Here is a 23,632-nt window from a genome sequence, read left to right as displayed (position 1 = left end):
TGTTGGCGCATTTACCCAGCTACCTAGCTACTCAGCTACCCTATGCACGTTGCCGTTTTCAGCCAGTACCACACCAGCCCCGACTGCCCGGCCACCAGCCGGCACTATACGCTGCTGACTGAACTCACAAAGCACCACCGGGTTACGCTGCTGACTACGCCCGCCTGGCGGCCCCAGCAACTGACGCACGAGTGGCCCTGGGTGCCGCCGGGCGTGGAGTTGCTGGAGGCTGATATTCCGTATGAAAATACGATGGGGCCGGCGCGGCGGGCGCTGGCCTTTGCGCAGTATGCGGCCTGGGCCGTGCGGGCGGGCCGCCGCCTGGCCCGGCCCGATGTGGTATGGGGCATCAGCACGCCGCTGACGGCGGCCTGGGCAGCAGCGCGGTGTGCGCGGCACTGGGGGGTGCCGTGGGTATTTGAGGTGCAGGATTTGTGGCCTTCGTTTCCGGTGGCGATGGGCGCGGTGCCCACGGCGCTGGCCCGGCAGCAGCTATTTGCGCTGGAGAAGCGGCTGTACCACAGCGCTGCGCATGTGGTGCCCCTTTCGCCCGATATGAGCCAGTACGTGGCGCAACTGGGTGTTCCGGCTGCTAAGATAACGACCCTGCTCAACGGCACCGACCTCGACCTGGCCGCTCGCGCTACGCCCAAAGCAGTGGCCAGGCTACGCGACGAGCAAAGCATAACGAATAGCAAGACAGTACTTTACGCGGGTACCTTTGGACGAGCTAATGATATGCCTACGGTGGTAGCCGCCGCCGAAGCGCTGGTAGCAGCCGACCCGGCCGTGACGTTCCTGTTTCTGGGACACGGTTTTTTTGAGCCGTTGGTGGCGGTGGCGGCGGCGCGCTGGCCGGGGCGCATCCGGCTGGTGGGCGGGCAGCCGCGCCACGCGGTGTTTAGCTGGTTTGCGCTGGCCGATGTAGCCGTGGTTTCGTTTCTGGATATGCCGGTGCTGGACACCAACTCGCCGGCCAAGCTTTACGATGCGCTGGCCGTGGGCACGCCGGTGATAGTTACTAACCAGGGTTGGACCAAGGCGCTGGTGGAGCAGCATGGCTGCGGTTGGTACACCCCAGCCGGCGACGCGGCTGCGTTGGCCGCGCGGCTGCGCGCGGTGCTGGCCGACCCGGTGGCCGCGGCTGAGGCCGGTAAGCGCGGGCAAGCGCTCGCGCAGCGCGCGTTTGATAGAAGACTGTTGGCTGAGCAAATGCGTGCTATTTTGGAAGAAGCGGCACGCTCGCACAAAAAATAAGCCCGGTCGCAACGCGTGCGACCGGGCTTATTTCACTTGTAGCTTGGCTAAGCTTACTTGATTTTGATGCGCTTGCCGTTGCCCTTCACTTTCGTGCCGGGTGCGGGCTGAATTACGGTTTTACCCTCGTTTTTGGTATCAGCCGACATGGTAGCGGGGTTGTCCGTAGTGGTAGTCGACTCCACAGTGGTCGACGAAGGCGGCGTTGCCGTCTGGTCGGGGCTCGTGGTGGCCGGCGTAGTCGTGGTCTCGCGGGTCGTCGTCGTCGTGGTGCCGGTTTGGGCATTGGCCGAGTAAGCACCGGCGGTCAACATGGCGGCGAGGATGAGCAGCTTTTTCATAAGAAAACGTGTTTTCGTTGGAAGAAGTAGAGTATAGCCGGCAGCTTGCCAGCTGGTGCGGATATCCGCGGTGCCTCTAACGCAGCCTTAGCCGATAGGGTTGTGCTTGATTGAATGAATAGCTTCTATCTCCCTTCAGTAAAAGGGGAAATAAGTACCACTCGAAGTGCGGTAAACCTTACGAAATCGGCACTTTCCGTAGAATAGCCTCAATCAGGTCGTGAGTGCGGATGCCGTCGGCCTCCGCTTCATAAGTCATTAGTATTCGGTGATTTAGCACATCCTGGGCTACGTCTTTGATGTCTTCGGGCAGCACATAGTCGCGGCCGTCGAGGTAGGCCACGGCGCGGGCAGCGCGGTGCAGGGCAATACTGGCGCGCGGGCTGGCGCCAAACTGCACGGCCTGCGCAAACTCGGGCAGGTCGTAGTCAGCGGGGCGGCGCGTGGCGAATACCAATTCGATGAGGTATTTCTCCAGCGTATCCGAAATCTGCACCTGGTTTATCTGGTCGCGGATGCCAAAAATATCTTCCTTGGTGAGCACGGGCTGCACATCGCCCTGGAAACCCATGTTGGCCATGCGGCGCATCACCTCCAGCTCGTCGGCTTTTTTGAGGTAATCGACGTGCACTTTCAGCATGAAGCGGTCTACCTGAGCCTCGGGCAGCGGGTAGGTACCCTCTTGTTCCACAGGGTTTTGGGTGGCCAGCACCAGGAAAGGTCGGTCGAGCAGGTAGGTTTGGTCGCCAATGGTGACCTGGTTTTCCTGCATGGCTTCGAGCAGGGCGCTCTGCACCTTGGCGGGCGAGCGGTTGATTTCGTCGGCCAGCACGAGGTTGGCGAAGATGGGGCCTTTCTTGACTTCGAAAACCGACTGGTTCTGGTTGTAAATCATGGTGCCCACCAGGTCGGAGGGCAACAGGTCGGGCGTAAACTGCACGCGCTGGAAATGCAAATGCAATACTTTAGCTAAAGTACTTACTGTAAGTGTTTTAGCTAATCCAGGTACGCCTTCTAACAGAATATGACCGCCCGTAAACACGCCAATGAGCAAGCGGCTGACCAGCGCGTGCTGGCCCACCACCACTTTTTCCATTTCGGCGAAAGCCTGGCGAATGAGGGGGCGGTAATCGGGGGCGGAAGTAGGCTGCATGGGGCAAAGTAACGGCCGGCCGCGGCTTTGCCCGGCTGGGGAAGCATACCAAAAAGCCTCCTTCACGGCGTTAGCGCTACGGTTGTGCTGCCTCAACCAACGCTATTTTTGCCGGTATTCGCCCAACCCCGTCCAATAGTTTCCCGTTTGGGAAGACTTAGCTCGGTTTAACTACCGGGCTGTACCCGCTTCGCCCCCTTTTTATCTGCTTGTGACCATCTATCTACGACGCCTGCTGTACGTTATCCTTGGATTAATCGCGCTGGTACTCGTGCTGGTGGTGGGAGTAATTGCGTTTTTACAGTTTCCGGCAGGGCAGGATTTTGTGGCGCGGCGGGCAGAGGGCTACCTGCGCGACAAGCTCAAAACGGAAGTGCGCCTGGGGACGTTTCGCACTGATTTTCGGCACGCCATCAACTTCGATAACGTGTACCTGGCCGACCAGCAGCGCGATACCCTGCTGAGCGTGGGCCACTTAGGAGTAAGCGTTGATATTTTCGCGCTGTTAAAAAAACAGGTCAACATCAAGGACGTGGAGATGGAAAACGGCCGCGTGCGCCTGACCCGCACCGAGCCCGACAGCATCAATAACTACGACTTCATTATCAAGGCCTTTACCGACCCCACAGCGCCGGTTGACACCACCAGCGCGGGGCTGAAATACAACGTTGGCAGGGTGCACCTGAGCAATATTCTGTTTACCCAGAATGACCAGGTAGCAGGTTCCGACCTACGCGCCAAACTCGGCGACCTACTGGTGAACATGGACGAGGTAGATGTGGATAACGCTGTGTATAAGGTGGATAACGCAGCGTTGCGCCACGCCTTCATTCGCATGGAGCAAACCAAAACTGCGCCCGAGCTGGATGACAAGAAGCCTGAGAAGCCGCTGGACCTGACGTTTGGCCTGAACAAAGCCACGCTGGAAGACGTGGGCTTCGTGTATAAGAACGCGCCGTCGGCGCAGTATATCAACACAAAAATCGGGTTGGCCGACATCACGGCCAAGAACATTGACTTGGCCAAGGAGCGAATCGACCTTAGCAAGCTCACGCTGAAAAACACCACGTTTGCTTACTCGCAGAACAAGGACGTGCCGGTGGAGCAGCGGGCCATCAACCCTGCCGAAGCGGTGCGCAAAGTGGACGAGGCCGCCGACAAGGCCAGCGCCACGCCCCTGAAATGGCGCGTAACGCTGGGCGAATCCGATATCAGCCAGGTGACAGTAAACTTCGATAACTTCAACGACCCCAAGCTGAAAAGCCGCTACCCGGCACTCGACTATAGCCACCTGCACTTCACTGATTTAGTGCTGAATACGCGGGAACTGTCCTTCACCGAGAACCTGACCACGGTGAAGATTGACAACCTGGCGGGCAAGGACCAGAGCGGCTTCGCCATCAGCTCGGCGCGGGCTAATGTGGTGTACGACTCGGTGGAAATCCGGCTCGACAGCCTCGACCTCGTGACGCCGCACACGCGCCTCAAGCGCAGCCTGGGCATGCACTTTAAGAGCCTGAGCGCCATTGCCGACGACCTGCCCAACCTGGGCCTGAGCGGCGACCTGCGCAACACGCGCCTCGGCTTCCGCGACGTGCTGTACCTGGTGCCGAGCCTGGCCAACACGCCGCCCTTCACCACCGGCCCCAACCAAAGCGTGCTACTGAGCGGGCTGGTGAGTGGCCGGCTGGGCGATTTGCTGATTCGCAACTTCGACTTTGTGGGGCTGCGCAACACTACCATGCAGGCGCGCCGGGCGCATATCGTGGGCCTGCCCAATGTGGATGGCCGGCTGTACGTAGACCTTGATATTCAGAAGTTTAGCAGCACGCGGGCCGACCTGCTGAGCGTGCTGCCCAAGGGCACGGTACCCGACAACATCAGCATTCCGCCGACTGTTTCGCTGAGCGGCACCTTTAAGGGGCGGCCCACTACGCTGGCGTTTGACACCAATTTGAAGTTGCGCTCGACGTATGGTAATGTGGCGTTCAACGGCAAGCTGGGGGCGGCGCAGGCCAATGGGCAGCAGCCGCTGGTGGGCACGTTTGCGCTGCAAAGCTTCGACGCGGGTAAGCTGCTGAAAGACCCTACTATTGGCACGATTACGGGCACGGGGCGCATCAACGCCACTGGCAACTTGCAGGACCCCAACACGTTGGTGGGCAAGCTTACGGCCAATATTCAGAGCGCCCGCTACAACGGCTACAACTACCACGGTGTGGCTACCACGGTAGCTATTGACCGCGGCAAGTACACTATTGCGGCCAGCAGCCATTCCGACCCTAACCTCGACCTCGACCTGAACGCGGTAGTGAACCTGCGCGACGCCAAAAACCCCACCTACGAAGTCACCTCGCTGAACCTGCGGGGCGTAAACCTCACAAAACTAGGCTTTTACACCGGCGGCGACCTGCGCATTCAGGGCGACCTGACGGCCAGTATCCGCGGCTCGGATTTGAACACGATTAACGGCACGTTTAGCGGGCGCAAGGTGGTGATTACTACTGATGGGCAGCCCATTGCGCTGGACTCGCTGCAAGGCAGCATTGTGCAGAACGCCACGCGCACGGCGGTTAAAATCAACTCGGACCTAGCCAACGTGCGGCTGGATGGCAACGTGCGGCTGGGCGAGCTGGCTACCGAATTGCAGCGGCACATCAGCCGCTATTTCAAGCTGCCGGGCGTGCAGCCATTTACCAATACTAGTGGCGACCAGCGCTTTACCTATTCACTGCAAGTGAAGCGCACGCAGCTGCTGACCAAGCTGGTGAAGGATTTGAAGGAAATATCGCCCTTCACGCTGGCCGGCGAGTACAGCCGGGCCCAGGCCAGGCTCACAGCCGATACGCGCATTTCGGTGGTGCGCTACAGCACCTACCGCCTCGACTCGGTGCGGCTGGATGTAGGCTCGAACCCGCAGAAGCTCGACTACGCGCTGCGCCTGGCCAGCGCCAAGCAAGATACCAGCCTGAACCTGCGGCGGCCCAGCATCACGGGTACCGTGGCCGATAACAAGGTGAACGTGCGGGCCGCCATACTCGGCGACAGCAGCAACCGCGAGCGGCTGGTGCTGGCCGGCGCGCTGGCCGTAGTGCCCCAGGGCCGGCGCGGCGACGGCTACCAGTTTGCCTTCGCCAACGACCAGATAATCAACTACGATACCTGGACGGCGGGCGCCGGCAACTACGTGCGCTACAACGCCGACGGCACTGTTGTGGCTAACAATCTGCGCCTCAGCAACGGCACCTCAGCGCTGGTGGTGCAGAGCGAGAACCCGGCCGTGAACACCTCGCCGCTGGCCGTGCGCTTCGAGCAGTTCAACCTGGGCATCATCAGCAAGGCCATTGGGCAAGCCGACTCGACGCTGGGCGGCACCCTCAACGGGCAGGCCGTGGCCCGCAACCTGGGCACCAAAAAGCAGGCATTTACGGCCGACCTCACCATCAAGGACTTGCTGTACAGCAAAACGGTGCTGGGCGATGTGGCGCTGCAAGCCCGCAACCCTACCCCCGACCGCTACGACGTAAACGCCCGCCTTACGGGCGGCGGCGGCAACGATGTGACCCTGAGTGGGTACTACTCTACGGCCACGGGCGCCCAGAACCCGCTCAACTTCGTGGCCAACGTGGCCCGGCTGAACCTGAAGACGGCCGAGCCGTTCTCGGCCGGGCAGCTGAGCCAGAGCACTGGCTACCTGCGTGGCAAGCTCGATGTGGCGGGCACCCCCAGCGCCCCCGAGGTGCGCGGGCAGCTCACTACCTCAACCGATGCCAGCTTTGTGGTGCCGCAGCTCGGCTCGCCGTTCCGCATTGCCAACCAGGAAGTGGGCTTTGATGCAGAAGGCATTCGGTTCCGGGATTTTACGGTGCTGGACTCGGCTGGTAATAAAGCGGTGGCCAACGGGTACTTGCGCACCAAGAACCTGGCCGACCCAAAGGCCTATTCCCTGGACCTGCGGGCCACAACCGATAATTTCCTGGCCGTGCGCAGCAAGCGCAGCAAAGACAATACCCTCTACTACGGCCGGCTGGTGGTAGACTCGGACACGCGCCTGACGGGGCCGCTCTCACTCATTAAAATCGACACCAAGGCTACGGTGGTGAAGGGCTCGGACCTGACGGTGGAAAACCCGGCCATAGACCCCTCGGTAGTAGCGCGGGAGGGCATTGTGGAGTTTGTAGACTTCAGCCTGCCCGACTCATTGCGCAGCCTGAAGGCCGACACGGCTAACTCGGGCGTGGTGGGCTACGAAATAAGGGCCGCGATTACCATCACCGACGCCACGCCGTTCACGTTCATCGTGGACCCGGTGAGCGGCGACAACCTGCGCATTCGGGCGGCGGGCACGCTCACAACCACCATCGACGCGGGCGGCAACATTGGGCTGAGCGGGCGGCTCGACGTGCGGCGCGGGCAGTACCGGCTGTCGCTGTACGGGCTGGCCAGCCGCGAATTCATCATCACGCGCGGCTCCACCATTATCTGGACGGGCGACCCCTACAACGCCGACCTCAACATTACGGCGGTGTATAAGGTGAAGGCGGCCCCGGCCGAGCTGCTGGCCTCGCAGGGCACCAGCAGCGGCTACGCCACTAACATGGCGCGCAATACGCTGAATTTTAACGTGGCTATTAAGGCCACGGGGCCGCTGAGCAAGCCCATTATCGGCTTTGATATTACGCTGCCGCAGGCCGATAAGAGCAGTGCCGTGGGTGGCGAGGTAGATGCGGCGCTGGCCCGCCTGCGCCAACCCGACCAGACTTCGGAGCAAAGCAAGCAGGTGTTTTCGCTGCTGGTGCTGGGCCGCTTCATTCAGCAAAACCCGTTTGAGACGACGGCCGGCGAGGGCATCCTGGCCAGCCAGCTGCGCGGCTCGGTGAGCCAGGTGCTCACCGACCAGCTTCAGAACCTGACTGGCAAGTACCTGGCCGGCCTGGGCCTCGACCTGGGCGTGACCAACCAGGCCGACTACAGCAGCGGCTCGGCCCAGAGCCGCACCGACCTGAACGTGGCCGTGCGCCGGCAGCTGTTTAATAACCGCCTCACCGTGCGGCTGGGCACCGACGTGCCGCTGAGCGGGCAGGGCAACAATGCCACCTCGGGTAAAAACTCGGCTAGTAGCTTTGCCGGTGATGTAAGCCTGGAATACACCATCTTGCGCGATGGCCGGTTGCGGCTGCGGGCCTTCCGGCAAAACTCGTACGAGGATATCGACGGGCCCATTGTGCGCACGGGCGCAGCCCTGGTTTTCCAGCGCGACTACGACAGTTTCAAGGACCTGTTTGCGAAGCTGGCCCCGGCCCAGAAGGAACAGATGCGCGATGCCCGCGAGCAAACCAAAAAAGACAAGGAGGAAATGAAGGAGCGCGAGCAACGCATGGCCGACTCGACGGCCGCCGCCCGCGGTGCCCGCGCCGCCACCCGCCCCGATACCACGAAGTAATGAGGAAGCTGATTAATACCTGTTTATCTGACAAGGTGCAACCGGTGGCGGCACCGCGCCGCGCCGCCTGGCTGCTACTACCCGCGCTACTGCTGGCCTCGTGCTCGGGGCTGAAATACATTCCCGACGGGCAGAAGCTCTACACGGGCAGCACGGTCACGATTGAGGCCCCCGAGAAGCTGCGCAACCAGGATGTGCTGCAAACCGAGCTGGAAGCCGTGGTGCGGCCCGCGCCCAATGCGTCTTTTCTGGGGCTGCGGCCCAAGCTATACTTCTGGCACCTGGGCGTGGGCAAGCAAAAAGGCCTGGGGCACTTTTTGGCCGGCAAGCTGGGCGAGGCCCCAGTGCTGTTGAGCCAAGCCCAGCCAAGCGCCACCCAAAAGCTGATGGCCAACCGCATGCAGAACCGGGGCTACTTCCACGCCACGGCTAGCAGCGAGGTGAAGAGCCAGGAAAAAACCGCCCAGATTGCCTACACCGCCCGGCCGGGCACGCAGTACCTCATCAAGGAAATTCTCTGGCCGGAGCGCGACACGCTCATCGACCAGGCCATTCGGGGCCTGCAGGCCGAAACCCTGCTCAAAGTGGGCGACCCCTACGACCTGGATGTGCTCACCAACGAGCGGGTGCGCATCGACTACGCCCTCAAAAACCAGGGCTATTACTACTTCAATTCCAGCTACTTATTATTTCAGGTAGATAGCACACTGGCCGGGCGCGGGCAGGTGGGCGTGCACTACCGCGTGAAGCCCGACGCGCCGCTGAAGGGACTGCGGCCCTACTGGCTGAAAAAGGTGAGCCTGAACACCGACTTTCAGCTCACCGACACGGTAGCCCGCGAGCCATTTCGCTACAACAAGTACCTGTACTACCCCGACGAGTCGATGTTTAAGGCCAAGGCCATTACGCGGGCCGTGTTTCTGTACCCCGACAGCCTGTTTCGGCAGAAGCGGCGCGACCAGACCCTCTCGCGCCTCATGAGCCTGGGCACTTTCCGCTACGTCGAAACCAAGTTTGACCTCTCGGCAGCCCCCGACTCGGCCGGCCGCGCCTTTTTGGATAGCGACATTCTGATGACGCAGCTCAAGAAGAAGAGCCTGCGGGCCGAGTTGCAGCTGGTGAGCAAAAGCAGCGGCTTCACGGGGCCGGGCCTCACGGCGCAGTTCCGCAACCGCTCGGCGTTGCGCGGGGCCGAGCAGCTGCTCATCAACGCCGTGGCCTCGTATGAGGTGCAAACCAAGGCCCCCTCCAACGCCGAGAGTCGTAACAACTCGGGCCTCATCTCGACCGAATTTGGGCTCGATGCCAAGCTGATTTTGCCCCGGCTGTTGGCACCCAACCTGCCTTTTCTGAACCCCCGGCTGGTAAATTCCGACTTTCAGCCGCGCACCAACTTCGGGGCCGGCATCCGGTATGTGACGCGCACCGGCTACTTCAGCACCACCACCTACTCGGCCAACTACGGCTACTCGTGGAAAACCAAGATTACCAATGAGCAGGAGCTGAAGCTGGTTGATGTGTCGTACAACGCCGTGAGCACCGACCCAGCCTTTGACCGGGTGCTCGTGGCGCGGCCGTTTCTCAAGCAGGCCTACACCTCACAGTTTATCCTAGCCAGCAGCTACCGCTATACCTATAACCAGCAGGTGCTGGAAAACCGCCGCCAGCAGATTTTCTTCCAGGGCCAGGGCGAATTGGCGGGCAACTTCGCCAACCTGTTTGCCCGCGCCGCCGTGGGCACCAAAACGCCCACTGAGCGCTATACCCTAGCCGGCCAACCGTTTGCCCAGTTTGCCAAAGTCGATTTGGAGTTGCGCGAGTATTACCGCATCAGCCCCAAGCCCACGTCGGGCAACCGCCTGGTGGGCCGGCTCCAGCTGGGCGTGGGCCTGCCCTACGGCAACTCGGGCGGCCTGTCGCTGCCCTACGTGCGGCAGTACGGCATTGGGGGGCCCAACTCCATCCGGGCCTTTGCGGCGCGGCAGATTGGCCCCGGCTCGTACCACCCAGTGGCCACCGATTTTATCAATAACTACTACGACCAGACCGGCGACATTCGTATGGAAGGCAACCTGGAGTACCGCCAAGACCTGTTTCCCTACGTGAAGGGCGCGGCCTTCGTGGATGCCGGCAACGTGTGGCTGGTCAACGACGACCCTTCGCGCCCCGGCGGCAAGTTCAGCCCCAGCACGTTTATGCAGCAGCTGGCCGTGGGCGCGGGCCTGGGCCTGCGCATCGACGTGCAGTTCTTCGTCATTCGTTTCGACTACGCCATTCCGCTGCGCGCCAACTACGGCACGCCCGACGATAAAACCGGCCGCCTGAACCTGGCTATTGGGTACCCTTTCTAGCTTTTTTGGGCGCGAAGGCTGGCTATTGGAGGGCCCGTTGCAGCAGCAACGGGCCTTTTTTTTGGCGTGGGCGGGCCTTGCATGGACGCGGCAGTTGGTTTATTTACCGTAGCGCATGGCTTGCGCAGTCGCGGTGCAGGGTAAGCTTTAGCTTACCAGATGCCAGAACCTTATTACTACTATTTATCTGATATACACTATTTTATAACAACGACTGGCAAGCTAAAGCTTACCCTACCTTGCAGTAATTCACTCTTCCCCTCCCCTTCCCCCATGGCTAAACGTTTCTTTTGGCACGGTGCCGCCCTGCTTGGCCTGGCTGGCTGCGCCAGCAGCGGCCCAGCCACGCCCGTAGCTACCACCCCCACGCCGGCCACGCCGGCCGCTGCGCCCGCCCCGGCCGGCGTGGGCCTCGACGTGGCCGACCTCGACCGCACGGTGTCGCCGTGCCAGGATTTCTTCGAGTTTTCGGGTGGCAACTGGCTGAAATCCAACCCGATTCCGAGCTACGCTACCAGCTGGGGGCCGCGCAACCTGCTGGGCCTGCGCACCCAGGCCACGCTCAAGCAAATTCTGGAGGAAGCCGCGGCCAACCGTAGCGCCGCGCCCGGTTCCAACGCCCAGAAAGTGGGCGATTTCTACGGCGCGGCCATGGACACGGCGGCCATTGAGCAAGCCGGCATTGCGCCGCTCAAGCCCGAGCTGGCCCGCATTGCGGCCCTCAAAACCCGCGCCGGGCTGCCCGCACTCCTCGCCCACGAGCAGGATTTGGGCACCGGCGCGTTTTTCCGGGGCGGCGTGCAGGTCGATGAGAAGAACACGACCCGCTACGTCATTGGCCTCGACCAGGGCGGGCTGACGATGGGCGACCGCGACTACTACCTGAAGGACGACGCGCGCACCCTCAAAATCAGGGCCGCGTACCAGGCCTACATGCAGCAAGTATTTGGTTTGCTGGGCGATAACGCGGCCCTGGCCCAGCGCAACGCCGCCACCGTCGAGCGCCTCGAAAAGCGCCTGGCCACCGCCTCGCGCAGCCGCGTGGAGCTGCGCGACCCGCAGGCCAACTACAACCAGATGCCCCTGGCCGCCGCCGCCAAGCGCTACCCGGCCGTGCAGCTGCCGCAGCTGCTGGCCAGTATGCAGCTAGCTAAGGCGCAAGAGGTTATTGTGGGCCAGCCCACATTTTTTGATGAGCTGAACAGCTTGCTCAAAACCGAGCCGCTGGCTGCTATTCAGACCTATCTGCGCTGGCACTTGGTGCGCTCGGTGGCCGCCACGCTGCCGGCCGCCTACGTGGAGGCCAGCTTTCGCTACAACCAGGCCCTCACCGGGGCCAAGGTGCAAACCGTGCGCTGGAAGCGCGTGCAGGCTTCAACCGACGCCACCATTGGCGAGGCGTTTGGGCAGTTGTACGTGGACAAGGCGTTCTCGCCGGAGGCCAAGCAGAAGGCTCTCGACATGGTGGCCAACATCAAGGCTAGCCTGGCCGAGCACATCCAAACCAACACCTGGATGAGCGCGCCCACCAAGGCCGAGGCCCTGAAAAAGCTGAACGCCCTGCGCGTAAAAATCGGCTACCCCGATAAGTGGAAGGACTATTCGGCCCTGCCCATCACGCGGGCCAGCTACGCCACCAACATCCTCAACGCCCGCCGCTGGGAAAGCCGGCGCGAGGCCGCCCGCTTTGGCGGCCCCGTGGACCACACCGAATGGGGTATGACCCCGCCCACCATCAACGCCTACTACAACCCGCCGCTCAACGAGATTGTCTTTCCGGCCGGCTACCTGCAGCCGCCCTTTTTCGACCCCAAGGCCGATGACGCCGTGAACTACGGCGCCATTGGCGGCGTGATGGGCCACGAAATGACCCACGGCTTCGACGACCAGGGCCGGCAGTACGACAGCCAGGGCAACCTGCGCGACTGGTGGACGCCCCAGGACGCGGCCGAGTTTACGAAGCGCGCCGCCGTGGTGGGCCGCCAGTACGACGCCTTTTCGCCCCTCGACTCGGTGCACGTGAACGGCAAGCTCACGATGGGCGAAAACCTGGCCGACTTCGCCGGCCTCACCATCGTGCACGGTGCCCTCGAAAAGCAGCTGGCGCAGCGCTACGGCAACGGCCCGCGCCCGCAGTACGACGGCTTTTCGCCCGAGCAGCGCTTCTTCCTGAGCTGGGCCCAGCTGCGCCGCACCAACATCCGGCCCGAAGCCCTGCGCCAACAAATTCAGACCGACCCGCACTCGCCGGGCCAGTACCGCACCATCGGGCCAGTTATGAATATGCCGCAGTTTCAGGCGGCCTTTGGCTGCAAGGAAGGCGATAAGATGACGCGTACGGCCGCCGACCGGGCAGTTATCTGGTAAAATAAGTGCAGGCCGCGCCGGCCGGCCGGCTTGCGCCGGCGAACCGGCGCGGCGGCGCGCTAGCCTGCAACTTGATAGGACTCACGCAAAAGCCGCGTTGGCCCACTGACTCACGGGTATCGGCGTTAGCTGGTACCCGTTTTTTGTGTTGGTCGGCCCGGCCAGCCAAGCCACGGTATCGACCAACTGGCAGGTGGCCTGGCCCGGCTCCATGCAGACCCACTACCAGGCGCGCCCCGGCAAGAAGCGCCACTTGCGCCAGCAGGGGCAGCATGTGGGCCAGGGCTCGTCGCGCAGCAAATACTCTTCTACCGACTGCTACGCTCGGCTGGCGGCAGAGCCACGAAACGGCTTAAAAAGGCGGCTTCAGTAGGAAGCGGCGGCCTGGGCGCGCAGGGATAAACACGGGTACCAGGGGCCGCGCAATGCACTCAATTTTTCATCTTTCTCATTTTCAATGGGTTAAAAATTTATTACTGATATGGCTAGGTGGGCGGGTACAGTGCGGCTACGCCACTGGCGCACCGCCCAGGGCGCGCCTCTGGTGAACGATGACAAACAGCGCGCGCGGCGCTGGTGTGGCTGCGCGGCTATGTGCAGGGCACCCTGCTGGGCACCAGGGCCACGGCGGTCGCGGCGGCGGGCGTGTTTCTCCACCCCAACCCCGCGGCGGGCGGGTGCGTGTCGCTGAGCTTGCCAGCCAGCCTGGGCCAGCAGGGCATCGGCGTATCGCTACTCAATGCACTGGGCCAAAGCGTGTTGCAGCAATACCCTGCCCCCTCTACCGAAGCCAGCCGCGCGCTGGCGCTGCCCGGCGTGGCCCGCGGCCTCTACACCATGCGTCGGCAAATCAGCGCCGGTGCCCTCAGCTAGCACTTAACGGTAGAGTAAGGGCCTTAGCGCCAAACTTGTCTTTTGCATAACTACTTACTACGCAGCCTACTGGCATTTTTGCCGGGAGGTCGTTGGCGTTGGGGGCTAGCGCCTGGGCGGGGTTCGGCCGGCGGGTAGCTACTTTCGCTTTTCTTCCAACTTATGCTTCGCAAACTCCTACCCTTTTTCGCGGCGCTGCTGCTGCTGGCGCGCCCAGCCGCTGCGCAGTCCATCTACTCGGCCACCGACCCGCTGGCCCACACCTTCAGCATCGTGGCCCGCGACCCCAAGACCGGCGAAATGGCCGTGGCTGTGCAAAGCCACTGGTTTTCGGTGGGCACCAGCGTGAGCTGGGCCGAGGCCGGCGTGGGCGTAGTAGCCACGCAATCGTTTACCAATAAGTCGTTTGGCCTGCGCGGTCTGGCGTTGCTAAAGAGCGGCAAAACCGCCCAGCAGGCGCTCGACGAGCTGCTGGCCGCCGACGAGGCCCGCGAGGTGCGCCAGGTGGCCATCCTGGATAACCAGGGCCGCGTGGCCACCCACACCGGCAAAAAATGCGTGGATATGGCCGGCCACCAGCAAGGCGCGCAGTTCTCGGTGCAGGCCAATATGATGCTCAACGCCACCGTGTGGGGGGCCATGGCCAAGGCCTACGAAGCCAGCGCCGCCCTGCCCCTGGCCGAGCGCGTGCTCGCCGCCCTCGACGCGGCCCAGGCCGCCGGCGGCGACATCCGGGGCCGCCAGTCGGCGGCGCTGCTGGTGGTGCGCGGCACCACCACCGAAGGCCCCTGGGCCGACCGCCTCGTGGACCTGCGCGTGGATGACAGCGCCGCGCCCCTGCCCGAGCTGCGCCGCCTGCTGAAGTTGCACCGCGCCTACGACCACATGAACGCCGGCGACCTGGCCGTGGAAAAAAACGACATGCCAGGGGCCATTGCCGAGTACCAGGCCGCCGAAAAGATGCTTCCTAATAACCTGGAAATGAAGTACTGGCACGCCATCACGCTGGCCAACAAGCAGCAGGTGCCCGCCGCAATGGCCCTGCTGAAACCCATTTTCAAGCAGGAGCCCAACTGGCGGGTATTAACTGAGCGCCTGCCTAAAGTGGGCCTGCTCACCGTGTCGCCGGCTGAGTTGAAGCAGATTCTGGCCCTGTAACGTAAGCTTCAGCTTGCGAGCGAGCGCAGCGAGCAGGCGGTACCGCGCGGCTCAAACGACCATGCTCGCTGCGCTCACGCACGAAGTGGAAACTTCGCGCTACTCATCGCCCTCGACGCCGATGTGGCTATTACCCATCAAACCAGTCCTCAATGCCCAATCTGGATTCCTTTTTGGTTAAGCTAAGCCAGCTGGAAGCGCAGCTGCAGGCGCTGAGCCACGAATATACCGAGCTGTACCAGCAGTTTGCCGGCGACGCATTTGCCGAGCAAAATGCGTACGCCAGCCGCTTGGAGAACCTGGTTTTAATGGCCACCCACGAAAGCGCCACTGGCCTGGGCTTTGCCAGAGAAGCACTGATAATCTTGGCGAAATTCACTGCGTTCCGCCAAGATTATCAGCACCTTTCTGATTGGCAATTGGCACAAATTATTGATAACCAAACACTAACAGCCCCGGCGAAGCTGGCCCTGAAAAGCCAGCTGGCTAGCCAGGATACAGCGCACTTGCTATCGCTCCTCGCCGAAGTCAAAAAAGCCTGGCAACTGAAGTTTCCCACCAAAACCTATGAGCAGGTGAGACAGGCCGTTGCGTAGCATATTTCGTAACTAACTTTGAATTAAACACTTGTAAAAAATTGCATCAAAGTAAGCAGCTGCCAGCCCTGTAGCGTAAGCTTTAGCTTGCGAGCGAGCGCCAGCGAGCAGGGTCGTTCGCGCCGGGCGGGGCCGCCTGCTCGCTGGCGCTCACCCGCAAGCTAAAGCTTACGCTACACTTTTACTTACTCTTCGTTATGCGCCAGTTCCTACCCCTGCTTTTCCTACTCACCGCCTTCGTCGCCCAGGCCCAAACCAAGCCGGCTGCTAAAGTGCCGCACCACTTTTTCACCCTCCCCAACTTTAAAACCGAGGGCGGCGCGGTGCTGCCCCAGGCGCGGGTGGGCTACGGCACCTACGGCCACCTCAACGCCAAGCGCGACAATGCCGTGCTGCTGCCCTCGCATTACATGGCCGACCACCGGGGCTATGAGTGGCTCATCGGCCCCGGCAAGTGCCTCGATACCACCAAGTTGTTTCTGGTTACTACCGAGCTGTTTGGCAACGGCCATTCCTCCTCGCCCAGCAACACGCCCGAGCCGTTTCACGGCCCGCGCTTCCCGGTGATGACCATCCGCGACAACGTGCAGGCCGTGCACGAGCTACTGGCTAAAGACTTAAAAATAACGCATTTGCGCGCCATCATTGGCTTTTCGATGGGCGCGCAGCAGGCCTTTCAGTGGGCCGTGAGCTACCCCACCTTCGCCGACCGCATCGTGGCTACCTCGGGCACGGCCAAGAACTACCCCCATGGCGTAGTACGCCTCGAAGGCCAGATAGCGGCCCTTACCGCCGATGAGGCTTTCCGGAACGGCGACTACACCGCGCCGCCCACTAAAGGCATCGAAGCCTTCGCCACCGTCTGGACGGGCTGGCTTTTCTCGCAGGAGTGGTGGCGCAAAGAGCTGTGGCGCAACGAGGAGAAGCCCGGCACCACCTTCGAGCAAGTGCTGAATAACTACCGCACGCACTTCATTCCGGGGGCCGACGCCAACGACCTCATCGCCCAGATGCGCACCTGGGAGTACCACAACGTGGGCACCACGCCCGGCATGGGCGGCGACGTCGAAAAAGTCTTGCGCAGCATCAAGGTGCCCATTTTATACATGCCTTCCGAAACGGATTTATACTTCCCGGTGGGCGACGCGCGCTATGAGGCGGCGTTCATTGCGGGCGTGCAGCTGCTGCCCATTCCGTCGCTGTGGGGCCACACCGCCGGCGCGGCCAGCAACCCCGCCGACGCCAAGTTTCTGAACGAAAACATTGGGAAGTTTCTAAAGTAGCGTAAGCTCTAGCTTGCGAGCGAGCGCCAGGGAGTATGGTCGTTCGCGCCGCGCGGAGCCGCCTGCTCGCTACGCTCACTCGCAAGCTAAAGCTTACGCTACTTTTTGAAAATGCTTTTGGGTAGCAGCATGTGCGCGCCGCGGGTGCCGTCTACCACTTGCGTCACGTTGAGGTCGCCGGCCACGCTGCACAGCATGTAGGCATCGTCCTTGGTCATGCCCTTGGTTTTCATCAGGAAAGCTATCATTTCGCGCACGGCCTGCTTGCCGGCTAGGGTCAAATCCTCATCCAGGCCCATGCTGATGTAGTGGGTCGGCGTTTCGGCACGGGGCAGGGCTAAGTGCGTGTCTTTGTGCACGATAAACTCCAGGTTGCCGGTCAGGGAAGTTTCGAGGGCGGTGATATCGACCTCACCGTTACCCTGGCCAGCATGGCCGTCGCCCACAAAGAATAGTGCGCCCGGCACGTGCACCGGCAGGTAGAGCGTGGTGCCCACCACCAGGTCTTTGTTGTCGAGGTTGCCGCCGAATATGCCGGGTGGCGCGCTGTTTACCCGGCCCATCGCGGGCGGCGGGGCCACGCCCATGCTCCCAAAAAACGGGTGCAGCGGCAGCTCAATGCCGGGCGCAAAGTCGGCCACCATCCGCTTCTTATCGAGCGGAATAATCTTCATCTTGGCGTAGCCAAAGTCTTCGGGAATAAACCCGCTCTTCGGCCCAAACCCGTTGTAGGCGTACGGAATAGCCAGCTCAATGGCCTTGATGCGCACCTCCAGCACGTCGCCCGGCTCGGCCCCTTCCACAAAAATGGGCCCGGTGAGGATATGCCCGCCCGGCCCCTTGTTGGTCACTTTCTCATAGATATCGCGCAGCGACTGCTCTACCTGCGCCGGGGCCACGCCCGCCCCTTCGAGCCGCGTGGGGCTGGAGGTAAGGAGCGTGTGCACCTGCACCGTCTCGCCCGATTTGATGCGCATCACCGGCGGCGCATCGGCTGAGTAGTAGCCCCAGGCCACGGTGGTGGGGGTGGCCAGCAGCTCGTGCTGGGCTTTGGGCAGGCGTTGCGCCTGGGCCTGGCAGCCAGCCAGCAGCGCGGCGGCTAGCAGGAGGAATCGGGTATTTTTTTTCATTGCTGGAAAGTACGGCACGAACGGCACCCCCCCGGCCCCTCCCCTGCGGGGGAGGGGAGCCGGGGCAACGCAATCGTTCGTCTGCCAAAACCCCTCTTACCTGGGGGATGAAAGCTACAGTAACGCATCGGCAAATTCGTCTGGCTCCCCACCCCCGCAGGGGAGGGGCCGGGCGTGGAGCTACTTCGCCTACCCGTTCATTACCCGCTCCTGGCGCATAACCGACTCCAGGTGAACGGCTTCCAGGTAGCGCTCCACGAAATCTTCCGTGAGGCCCACCTGGGCACCCTGGCGCTTGCTGCGCTCCAGAATCTCGTTGAGGCGGGCGGTTTGCAGGATGGTAATGTCGTTGTCTTTCTTGTACTGCCCGATTTTTTCGGCCACGGCCATGCGGCGGCCCAGCAGCTGCATCACCTCGGCGTCGAGGTTGTTGATTTGCTCGCGCAGGCCGGCCAGGGCAGTCAGGTACTCGGCCTTGTCGGTGGTCTCGTGGCGCCACACCAGGTTGGTGATGAGTTGGCCCAGCACCTCGGGCGTGATTTGCTGCTTGGCATCGCTCCAGGCGTTGTCGGGGTCGATGTGGCTCTCAATCATGGTGCCGTCGAAGTCGAGGTCGAGCGCCTGCTGCGCCACGGCAAACAACGTATCGCGCCGGCCGCAGATGTGGCTGGGGTCGTTGAGGATGGGCAGCTCGGGCATCCGGCGCTTCATCTCGATGGGCAGGTGCCACATCGGCGCATTGCGGAAGTCGGTGTTGCCGTAGCTCGAAAAGCCCCGGTGAATCATGCCAACCTGCTTCAAACCAGCTTTTTGCAGGCGCTCGATGGCCCCCACCCACAGCTCCAGCTCGGGGTGAATGGGGTTTTTGACCAGCACCGGAATATCGACGCCGCGCAGGGCATTGGCGATTTCCTGCACCGAAAACGGGTTGCCCGTGGTGCGCGCGCCCACCCACACCAGGTCCACACCAAAGGCCAGGCAGTCCTCCACGTGCTTGGCGGTGGCTACTTCCACGGCCACCGGCAGGCCGGTGAGCTCGCTGGCTTTTTTGAGCCACGGCAGGCCCTTGGCCCCCACCCCTTCGAAGCCGCCGGGCTTGGTGCGGGGCTTCCAGATACCGGCGCGCAGGGCCTGCACCTTACCGGTGGCGGCCAGGCGCTGGCAGGTTTCGAGCACCTGCTCCTCGGTTTCGGCCGAGCACGGGCCAGAGATGAGGAAGGGCTTATCCTCGGGTTTGCGGTTGAAGAGGTCGTTGAACATGGGGGTATGAGTTGGTTGTGAAAGCGAAGTAAAACGGAGTGACACTCCGTTTGGCGTAAGCACGGGCCGCACAAGCTGGCCGAGCGGAAACGGAGTGGCACTCCGTTTTACATTTCAGGGAATTATTTTCTTTATCTCGTTGGCGTGTTCCAGCTGCTGCGTCAGCCCGACGTAATCCTCGGTGGCCAGCAGTTCGCGCAGCTTATGCAGCTGCACCAGGTGCTCATCGAGCACATCGAGCACGTTTTCCCGGTTTTGGCGGAAGATGGGCACCCAGGTAGCCGGCGCACTCTTGGCCAGCCGCACGGTGGAGGCAAAGCCGCCGCCGGCTAGGTCAAAAATGCGCTGCTCGCCGCGCTGCTCCTTCTCCAACACCGTGAGGGCCAGCGCAAACGAGGTGAGGTGCGAGATGTGCGACACGTAGGCCGTGTGCAGGTCGTGGTCGGCCGCGCCGAGGTGCAGCACCCGCATGGGCACGGCCCGAAACAGGGCCTCCACCGTGGCCACGGCGTCGGGGTCGCTGGCGGCAGCATCGCAGACTACCAGCGTTTTGCCTTCGAATAAGCCACTCACCGCCGCATCGGGGCCCGAGTATTCGGTGCCGGCCATGGGGTGCACGGCCACGAAGCGGCCCCGGCGCGGGTGCCCGGCCACGGCCGCCAGCAGGTTGCCCTTGGTCGAGCCAACGTCGATAACCAGCTGCTTATCAGTTACTAAATCAAGCACTTGCGGTAATACCGTCAGCATGGCATCCATGGGCACGGCCACAATAACGAGGGCTGCCGGGGCCACCGCCGCCGCCAGGTCGGGGCCGATTTCATCGACCAGGCCCAGCTCCAGCGCCCGGCGGGCGTAAGCGGGGTTGGCCTCCACGCCGATGAGCCGCGTGGCTAGCCCGTGCTGGCGCAGGCTGAGCGCCAGCGAGCCGCCGATGAGGCCCAGGCCGATTATGGTGATAGTCATACTAATACACTTATTACCTGCACGTCGTGCAGACCGAAGGGAAGCACCTCGCTCACCTCGTTGCTGACGATTGATTTACTGCTGCTTGCGAGCTGCTACCCGGCGGTCTGCATGAGTTACTTTCATACTTTCAACCCGTTCCAGCGCCTCGCGCAGCACGCTTTCGGGCTGGCACAGGCTGGCCCGGATGTAGCCGTTGCCGTTGCTGCCGAAGATGCCGCCGGGCGTCAGAAAAACCCGCGCCTCGGCCAGCACGGCGTCGCTCAGGGCGTAGCCATCGGCGTACTGCGGCGGCACGGCGGCCCAAACGAACAGGCCCGTTTGGCCCGGCGCGGCCTCGCAGCCCAGCGCCGCCAGCAGTTCGCGCACCAGCTCGCGCCGGGCGCGGTAGGTGGCGTTCAATTCTGCAAACCACTCCTCACCCAGCGCCAGCGCCGCTATCGCCGCCTGTTGAATACCCAGGAACACGCCCGAATCCATGTTGCTCTTGAAGCGCAGCACCTCGGTGAGCCAATCGGCGCGGCCCACCAGCATGCCCACGCGCCAGCCGGCCAGGTTATGGCTCTTGCTCAGCGAGTTAAGCTCCAACGCCACTTCCCTGGCGCCCGGAATACTGAGCAGACTGGTGGGCGGCGTTTCGTTCAGCACGAAGCCGTAGGGGTTGTCGTGCACCAGCATAATGCCGTGCTCCGTGGCAAACTCAACCAGCTTGGTCAGAAACTCGGGGCTGGCCGGCGTGCCGGTGGGCATGTGCGGGTAGTTGACGAGCATCAGCTTCACGCGGCGCAAGTCGCTCTGGGCCAGGGCTTCCAGGTCGGGCAGCCAGCCGGTGGCGGCGGTCAGGTCGTAGTCGCGCACCTCGGCCCCGCAGATTTCGGCCACCGCGCGGTAGGTGGGGTAGCCGGGGTTGGGGATGAGCACCGCGTCGCCGGCCTCCAGAAAGGTCATGCCAATGTGCATCAGGCCCTCTTTGGAGCCAGCCAGGGGCAGCACTTCGGTGGCGGGGTCGAGGGCCACGCCGTAGCTTTTTTGGTAGAAGCCGGCCATGGCCTGGCGCAGCGCGGGCGTGCCCTGGTAGCTCTGGTAGCCGTGGGCGTTGGGCTGGGCGGCGGTGGCCGCCAGCGCCGCCACCACGCGCGGGTGCGGCGGCAAATCGGGGCTGCCGATGCCCAGGCTGATGATATTGGCCCCGGCCGCGTTGAGGGCGGCCAGCTCGCGCAGCTTGCGCGAGAAGTAGTATTCGCCGGTGTGGGCCAGGCGGCTGGCGGTGGAAACTTGCATTTTTCTAGCTACTTAGATAATCGGCTGTCATTGCGCGCGCAGCGAAGCAATCGCATCAGCACGAAATCGTTGAATTCTTATCGTTCTATCGGGTCGTGCTGATGCGATTGCTTCGCTGCGCCCGCAATGACAACTGGCGCGGAAAACTCCTGCCTGAAATCCATGCTGCCGCGCTCGTAGGCGCCCAGCACCCGCAGCTCCTCCGTCACGGCGGGCAGCTCGGCCAGCAGGGCCGCCAGCTGGGCGGGCGCGCCAAACTCCACGTCGGCGTGGAAGCCGTAGTGCCAGGGCTGGCTGGGGCGCGGGCACGACTGCAACTTGCTCAAATTCAGGCCGTGGCTGGCTACCAGCGTGAGCACCCGCGCCAGCATGCCCGGCGCGTGCGAAGTGTAGAAATACAGCGATGCCTTATCGGGCTGGGCCACCGGCTGGGCCTCGGCGGCGCACTCCAACACCAGGAAGCGGGTGTAGTTACTGGGGTCGTCGTTGATGGCGGGAGCCAGAATTTCCAGGCCGAAGGCCTCGGCGGCCTGCGCGCCGGCTACTACGGCCACGCCCGCCGGGCGGCGCTGGGCCAGCAACTGGGCGCTGAGGCCAGTGTCTTCGGTTTCAACTAGTTGCCAGTGGGGGTGTTGGCTCAGGAAGTCGCCGCACTGGCGCAGGGCCATGGGGTGCGAGTGCACGGCCCGGATGTTGGCCAGCGTGGTGCCGGGCAGCACCAGCAGGTGCTGGTGGATGGGCAGGTACACCTCGCCCGTGATGGTGAGGTGGGCGCGCTCCAGCAGCAGATAATTAGGTAAGATGCTGCCCGCCAGCGAGTTTTCCATGGCCATGAGCGCCGCCTCGGCGCGGCCGTCGGCTACCTGGGCCACCACTTCGCCAAAGGTGGCGCAGAAATTCAGCGCCGGGGCCGCCCCGAAATACTGGCGGGCCGCTACTTCGTGGAAGCTGCCTTGGAAACCCTGAATGGCAACGCTTGCTGGTGCTTGATACATAGTGCTTGGTGCTTGAAGTAGCTGGCTACAAAGCTGAAACGCATAAAAAAAGCGCCACCCGAAGAACGAGTGGCGCTGCTAAATCTCAGTGGCTTAGCTACATGGCGACTCGTTCTACGCGGGAGGCGTAAAATAATAGAAGCCAAAAAAGTAGCGGGCGGTGAACATGATATCTGTCGAACTGGGTGGCAAGGTAGGCAGGAATTCTAAATCTCCAAGCGCCGTAGCGTGGACTCTGCGAGTCCGCGCGTGGTAACGTTGGTCAATGACCCCACGCGCGGACTCGCAGAGTCCACGCTACCTCACCCGTTCCAGGTGCCAAATTTCCCCTGCTGATAATCGGTGTACGCCTGCTCGATTTCGGCCTCCGTATTCATCACAAACGGCCCGCCCGACACCACCGGCTCACCAAACGGCTCGGCGTGGCCTAGTAGCAACACGCTGGTAGCCAATGCTTTAATTACCAGCTCGTCGCCATCATAAGTAAACTCGACCAGCTCGCGGGCAAACGCTTCGGTGCCGTTTACGCGCACGCTACCGCTTACCACGTAGAAGAATACACTGCGGCTGGCCGCAATGGGCAGCGTCACCGCCGCGCCCGCCGCCAGGTCGAGCCAGGCCAAAGCCACGTCGGCCAGCGGCTGCACGGCCCCGGCGGTGCCCGACCAATTGCCCGATACCGCGTGCGCGGTTACGCCGGCAGCCAGCTCCGTTACGGGTATCTCGTTGGCTTGCAGGCCAATGTAGCGCGGCTCAATCAGCTTGAACTTCGCCGGCAGGTTCACCCAAAGCTGCAAGATTTCGAGTGGCCCACCCGTTTTCTTGAACTCATCGGACGACACTTCGGCGTGGATGAGGCCCGCGCCGGCCGTCATCCACTGAATGCCGCCGGCTTTTATCACGCTCTCGTGGCCGCTGCTGTCCTTGTGCAGAATATCGCCTTCCAGAATAAACGTGACCGTTTCGAAACCCCGGTGCGGATGCGGGCCGAAGGGTAGGCCCCGGTTATTAGCCCGGTACACTTGCGGCCCGTGGTGGTTCAGAAACAAAAACGGGTCAATGTATTCGACTGATTGCGTGGGGATTGCCCGGTACGTAACGAGGTCGGCAATGGGGGCGCTTACGGCCCGGTGCTTTTGAATGACGGTGCGCATAGAGTGCTTTAACTCGCTGCCCCGCCT

The 23,632-nt window shown here is 62.4% G+C and carries 17 protein-coding genes; 9 read left to right on the top strand and 8 right to left on the bottom strand.

The window, feature by feature from the left end; genetic code table 11:
• Positions 1-42: 42 nt before the first annotated feature.
• Positions 43-1,257: a glycosyltransferase family 4 protein gene (locus tag QMK33_RS07265; protein WP_283563904.1), complete on the top strand. Its 1,215-nt coding sequence runs from the start codon at positions 43-45 to the stop codon at positions 1,255-1,257.
• A 53-nt stretch (positions 1,258-1,310) separates the two neighbouring features.
• Here the strand turns inward: QMK33_RS07265 and QMK33_RS07260 are convergent, their stop codons facing one another.
• Together QMK33_RS07260 and QMK33_RS07255 are read right to left on the bottom strand one after the other, a co-directional pair.
• Positions 1,311-1,598, bottom strand: a complete 288-nt coding sequence (locus tag QMK33_RS07260; RefSeq protein ID WP_283563903.1) for a hypothetical protein — start codon at positions 1,596-1,598, stop codon at positions 1,311-1,313.
• 178 nt (positions 1,599-1,776) lie between these two features.
• Positions 1,777-2,751: an AAA family ATPase gene (locus tag QMK33_RS07255; protein WP_283563902.1), complete on the bottom strand. Its 975-nt coding sequence runs from the start codon at positions 2,749-2,751 to the stop codon at positions 1,777-1,779.
• Positions 2,752-2,962: 211 nt separating this feature from the next.
• Here QMK33_RS07255 and QMK33_RS07250 point away from each other — a divergent pair, with 211 nt between their 5' ends.
• The 8 genes from QMK33_RS07250 to QMK33_RS07215 all read left to right on the top strand — a co-directional run bounded on the left by QMK33_RS07250 (position 2,963) and on the right by QMK33_RS07215 (position 16,822).
• The gene (locus QMK33_RS07250; RefSeq protein ID WP_283563901.1) at positions 2,963-8,194 is read left to right on the top strand and encodes a translocation/assembly module TamB domain-containing protein; all 5,232 of its coding nucleotides are present in this window, start codon (positions 2,963-2,965) and stop codon (positions 8,192-8,194) included.
• Positions 8,194-10,545 (top strand): translocation and assembly module lipoprotein TamL, encoded by a 2,352-nt coding sequence (gene tamL / locus QMK33_RS07245; protein WP_283563900.1) that lies wholly within the window; start codon positions 8,194-8,196, stop codon positions 10,543-10,545. The genes QMK33_RS07250 and tamL overlap by 1 nt, the downstream gene beginning before the upstream one ends.
• A gap of 273 nt (positions 10,546-10,818) precedes the next feature.
• Positions 10,819-12,912 (top strand): M13 family metallopeptidase, encoded by a 2,094-nt coding sequence (locus tag QMK33_RS07240; RefSeq protein WP_283563899.1) that lies wholly within the window; start codon positions 10,819-10,821, stop codon positions 12,910-12,912.
• 145 nt (positions 12,913-13,057) lie between these two features.
• Positions 13,058-13,285: a hypothetical protein gene (locus QMK33_RS07235; protein WP_283563898.1), complete on the top strand. Its 228-nt coding sequence runs from the start codon at positions 13,058-13,060 to the stop codon at positions 13,283-13,285.
• A gap of 221 nt (positions 13,286-13,506) precedes the next feature.
• Entirely contained in the window at positions 13,507-13,785 is a 279-nt protein-coding gene (locus tag QMK33_RS07230; protein ID WP_283563897.1) for a hypothetical protein, read from the top strand.
• Between the two features lie 162 nt (positions 13,786-13,947).
• Positions 13,948-14,943, top strand: coding sequence for a DUF1028 domain-containing protein (locus QMK33_RS07225; RefSeq protein ID WP_283563896.1), 996 nt, complete (start codon positions 13,948-13,950; stop codon positions 14,941-14,943).
• Between the two features lie 152 nt (positions 14,944-15,095).
• A complete protein-coding gene (locus QMK33_RS07220) occupies positions 15,096-15,539 on the top strand; it encodes a hypothetical protein (protein WP_283563895.1) in 444 nt (147 codons plus the stop codon).
• A 197-nt stretch (positions 15,540-15,736) separates the two neighbouring features.
• Positions 15,737-16,822 carry an alpha/beta fold hydrolase gene (locus QMK33_RS07215; protein WP_283563894.1) on the top strand — a complete coding sequence of 362 codons (1,086 nt, stop codon included), beginning with the start codon at positions 15,737-15,739 and terminating at the stop codon, positions 16,820-16,822.
• A 98-nt stretch (positions 16,823-16,920) separates the two neighbouring features.
• Here QMK33_RS07215 and QMK33_RS07210 read toward each other — a convergent pair whose 3' ends face one another.
• The 6 genes from QMK33_RS07210 to QMK33_RS07185 form a co-directional block, all read right to left on the bottom strand.
• Positions 16,921-17,952: an acetamidase/formamidase family protein gene (locus tag QMK33_RS07210; RefSeq protein WP_283563893.1), complete on the bottom strand. Its 1,032-nt coding sequence runs from the start codon at positions 17,950-17,952 to the stop codon at positions 16,921-16,923.
• Positions 17,953-18,141: 189 nt separating this feature from the next.
• On the bottom strand, positions 18,142-19,212 hold the full coding sequence (locus QMK33_RS07205; protein ID WP_283563892.1) for a chorismate mutase: 1,071 nt from the start codon (positions 19,210-19,212) through the stop codon (positions 18,142-18,144).
• Positions 19,213-19,326: 114 nt separating this feature from the next.
• A complete protein-coding gene (locus QMK33_RS07200) occupies positions 19,327-20,175 on the bottom strand; it encodes a prephenate dehydrogenase (RefSeq protein WP_283563891.1) in 849 nt (282 codons plus the stop codon).
• A 75-nt stretch (positions 20,176-20,250) separates the two neighbouring features.
• The gene (locus tag QMK33_RS07195; RefSeq protein WP_283563890.1) at positions 20,251-21,456 is read right to left on the bottom strand and encodes a pyridoxal phosphate-dependent aminotransferase; all 1,206 of its coding nucleotides are present in this window, start codon (positions 21,454-21,456) and stop codon (positions 20,251-20,253) included.
• A gap of 77 nt (positions 21,457-21,533) precedes the next feature.
• Positions 21,534-22,451: a prephenate dehydratase gene (locus QMK33_RS07190; protein WP_283563889.1), complete on the bottom strand. Its 918-nt coding sequence runs from the start codon at positions 22,449-22,451 to the stop codon at positions 21,534-21,536.
• Positions 22,452-22,753: 302 nt separating this feature from the next.
• Positions 22,754-23,605 carry a pirin family protein gene (locus QMK33_RS07185; protein ID WP_283563888.1) on the bottom strand — a complete coding sequence of 284 codons (852 nt, stop codon included), beginning with the start codon at positions 23,603-23,605 and terminating at the stop codon, positions 22,754-22,756.
• Between the last annotated feature and the right edge of the window lie 27 nt (positions 23,606-23,632).

Source organism: Hymenobacter sp. H14-R3 (genome assembly GCF_030063445.1).
Classification (GTDB): Bacteria; Bacteroidota; Bacteroidia; order Cytophagales; family Hymenobacteraceae; genus Hymenobacter.
This window is presented reverse-complemented; position numbering and strand designations above follow the sequence as displayed.

Bases quoted from the DNA above. Each gene is read 5' to 3' on its own strand.
- QMK33_RS07205 (WP_283563892.1), bottom strand. From the start codon at position 19,212: ATGTTCAACGACCTCTTCAACCGCAAACCCGAGGATAAGCCCTTCCTC.
- QMK33_RS07255 (WP_283563902.1), bottom strand. From the start codon at position 2,751: ATGCAGCCTACTTCCGCCCCCGATTACCGCCCCCTCATTCGCCAGGCT.
- QMK33_RS07190 (WP_283563889.1), bottom strand. From the start codon at position 22,451: ATGTATCAAGCACCAGCAAGCGTTGCCATTCAGGGTTTCCAAGGCAGC.
- QMK33_RS07240 (WP_283563899.1), top strand. From the start codon at position 10,819: ATGGCTAAACGTTTCTTTTGGCACGGTGCCGCCCTGCTTGGCCTGGCT.
- QMK33_RS07210 (WP_283563893.1), bottom strand. From the start codon at position 17,952: ATGAAAAAAAATACCCGATTCCTCCTGCTAGCCGCCGCGCTGCTGGCT.
- QMK33_RS07200 (WP_283563891.1), bottom strand. From the start codon at position 20,175: ATGACTATCACCATAATCGGCCTGGGCCTCATCGGCGGCTCGCTGGCG.
- QMK33_RS07215 (WP_283563894.1), top strand. From the start codon at position 15,737: ATGCGCCAGTTCCTACCCCTGCTTTTCCTACTCACCGCCTTCGTCGCC.
- QMK33_RS07260 (WP_283563903.1), bottom strand. From the start codon at position 1,598: ATGAAAAAGCTGCTCATCCTCGCCGCCATGTTGACCGCCGGTGCTTAC.
- QMK33_RS07220 (WP_283563895.1), top strand. From the start codon at position 15,096: ATGCCCAATCTGGATTCCTTTTTGGTTAAGCTAAGCCAGCTGGAAGCG.
- QMK33_RS07185 (WP_283563888.1), bottom strand. From the start codon at position 23,605: ATGCGCACCGTCATTCAAAAGCACCGGGCCGTAAGCGCCCCCATTGCC.
- QMK33_RS07265 (WP_283563904.1), top strand. From the start codon at position 43: ATGCACGTTGCCGTTTTCAGCCAGTACCACACCAGCCCCGACTGCCCG.
- tamL (WP_283563900.1), top strand. From the start codon at position 8,194: ATGAGGAAGCTGATTAATACCTGTTTATCTGACAAGGTGCAACCGGTG.
- QMK33_RS07195 (WP_283563890.1), bottom strand. From the start codon at position 21,456: ATGCAAGTTTCCACCGCCAGCCGCCTGGCCCACACCGGCGAATACTAC.
- QMK33_RS07225 (WP_283563896.1), top strand. From the start codon at position 13,948: ATGCTTCGCAAACTCCTACCCTTTTTCGCGGCGCTGCTGCTGCTGGCG.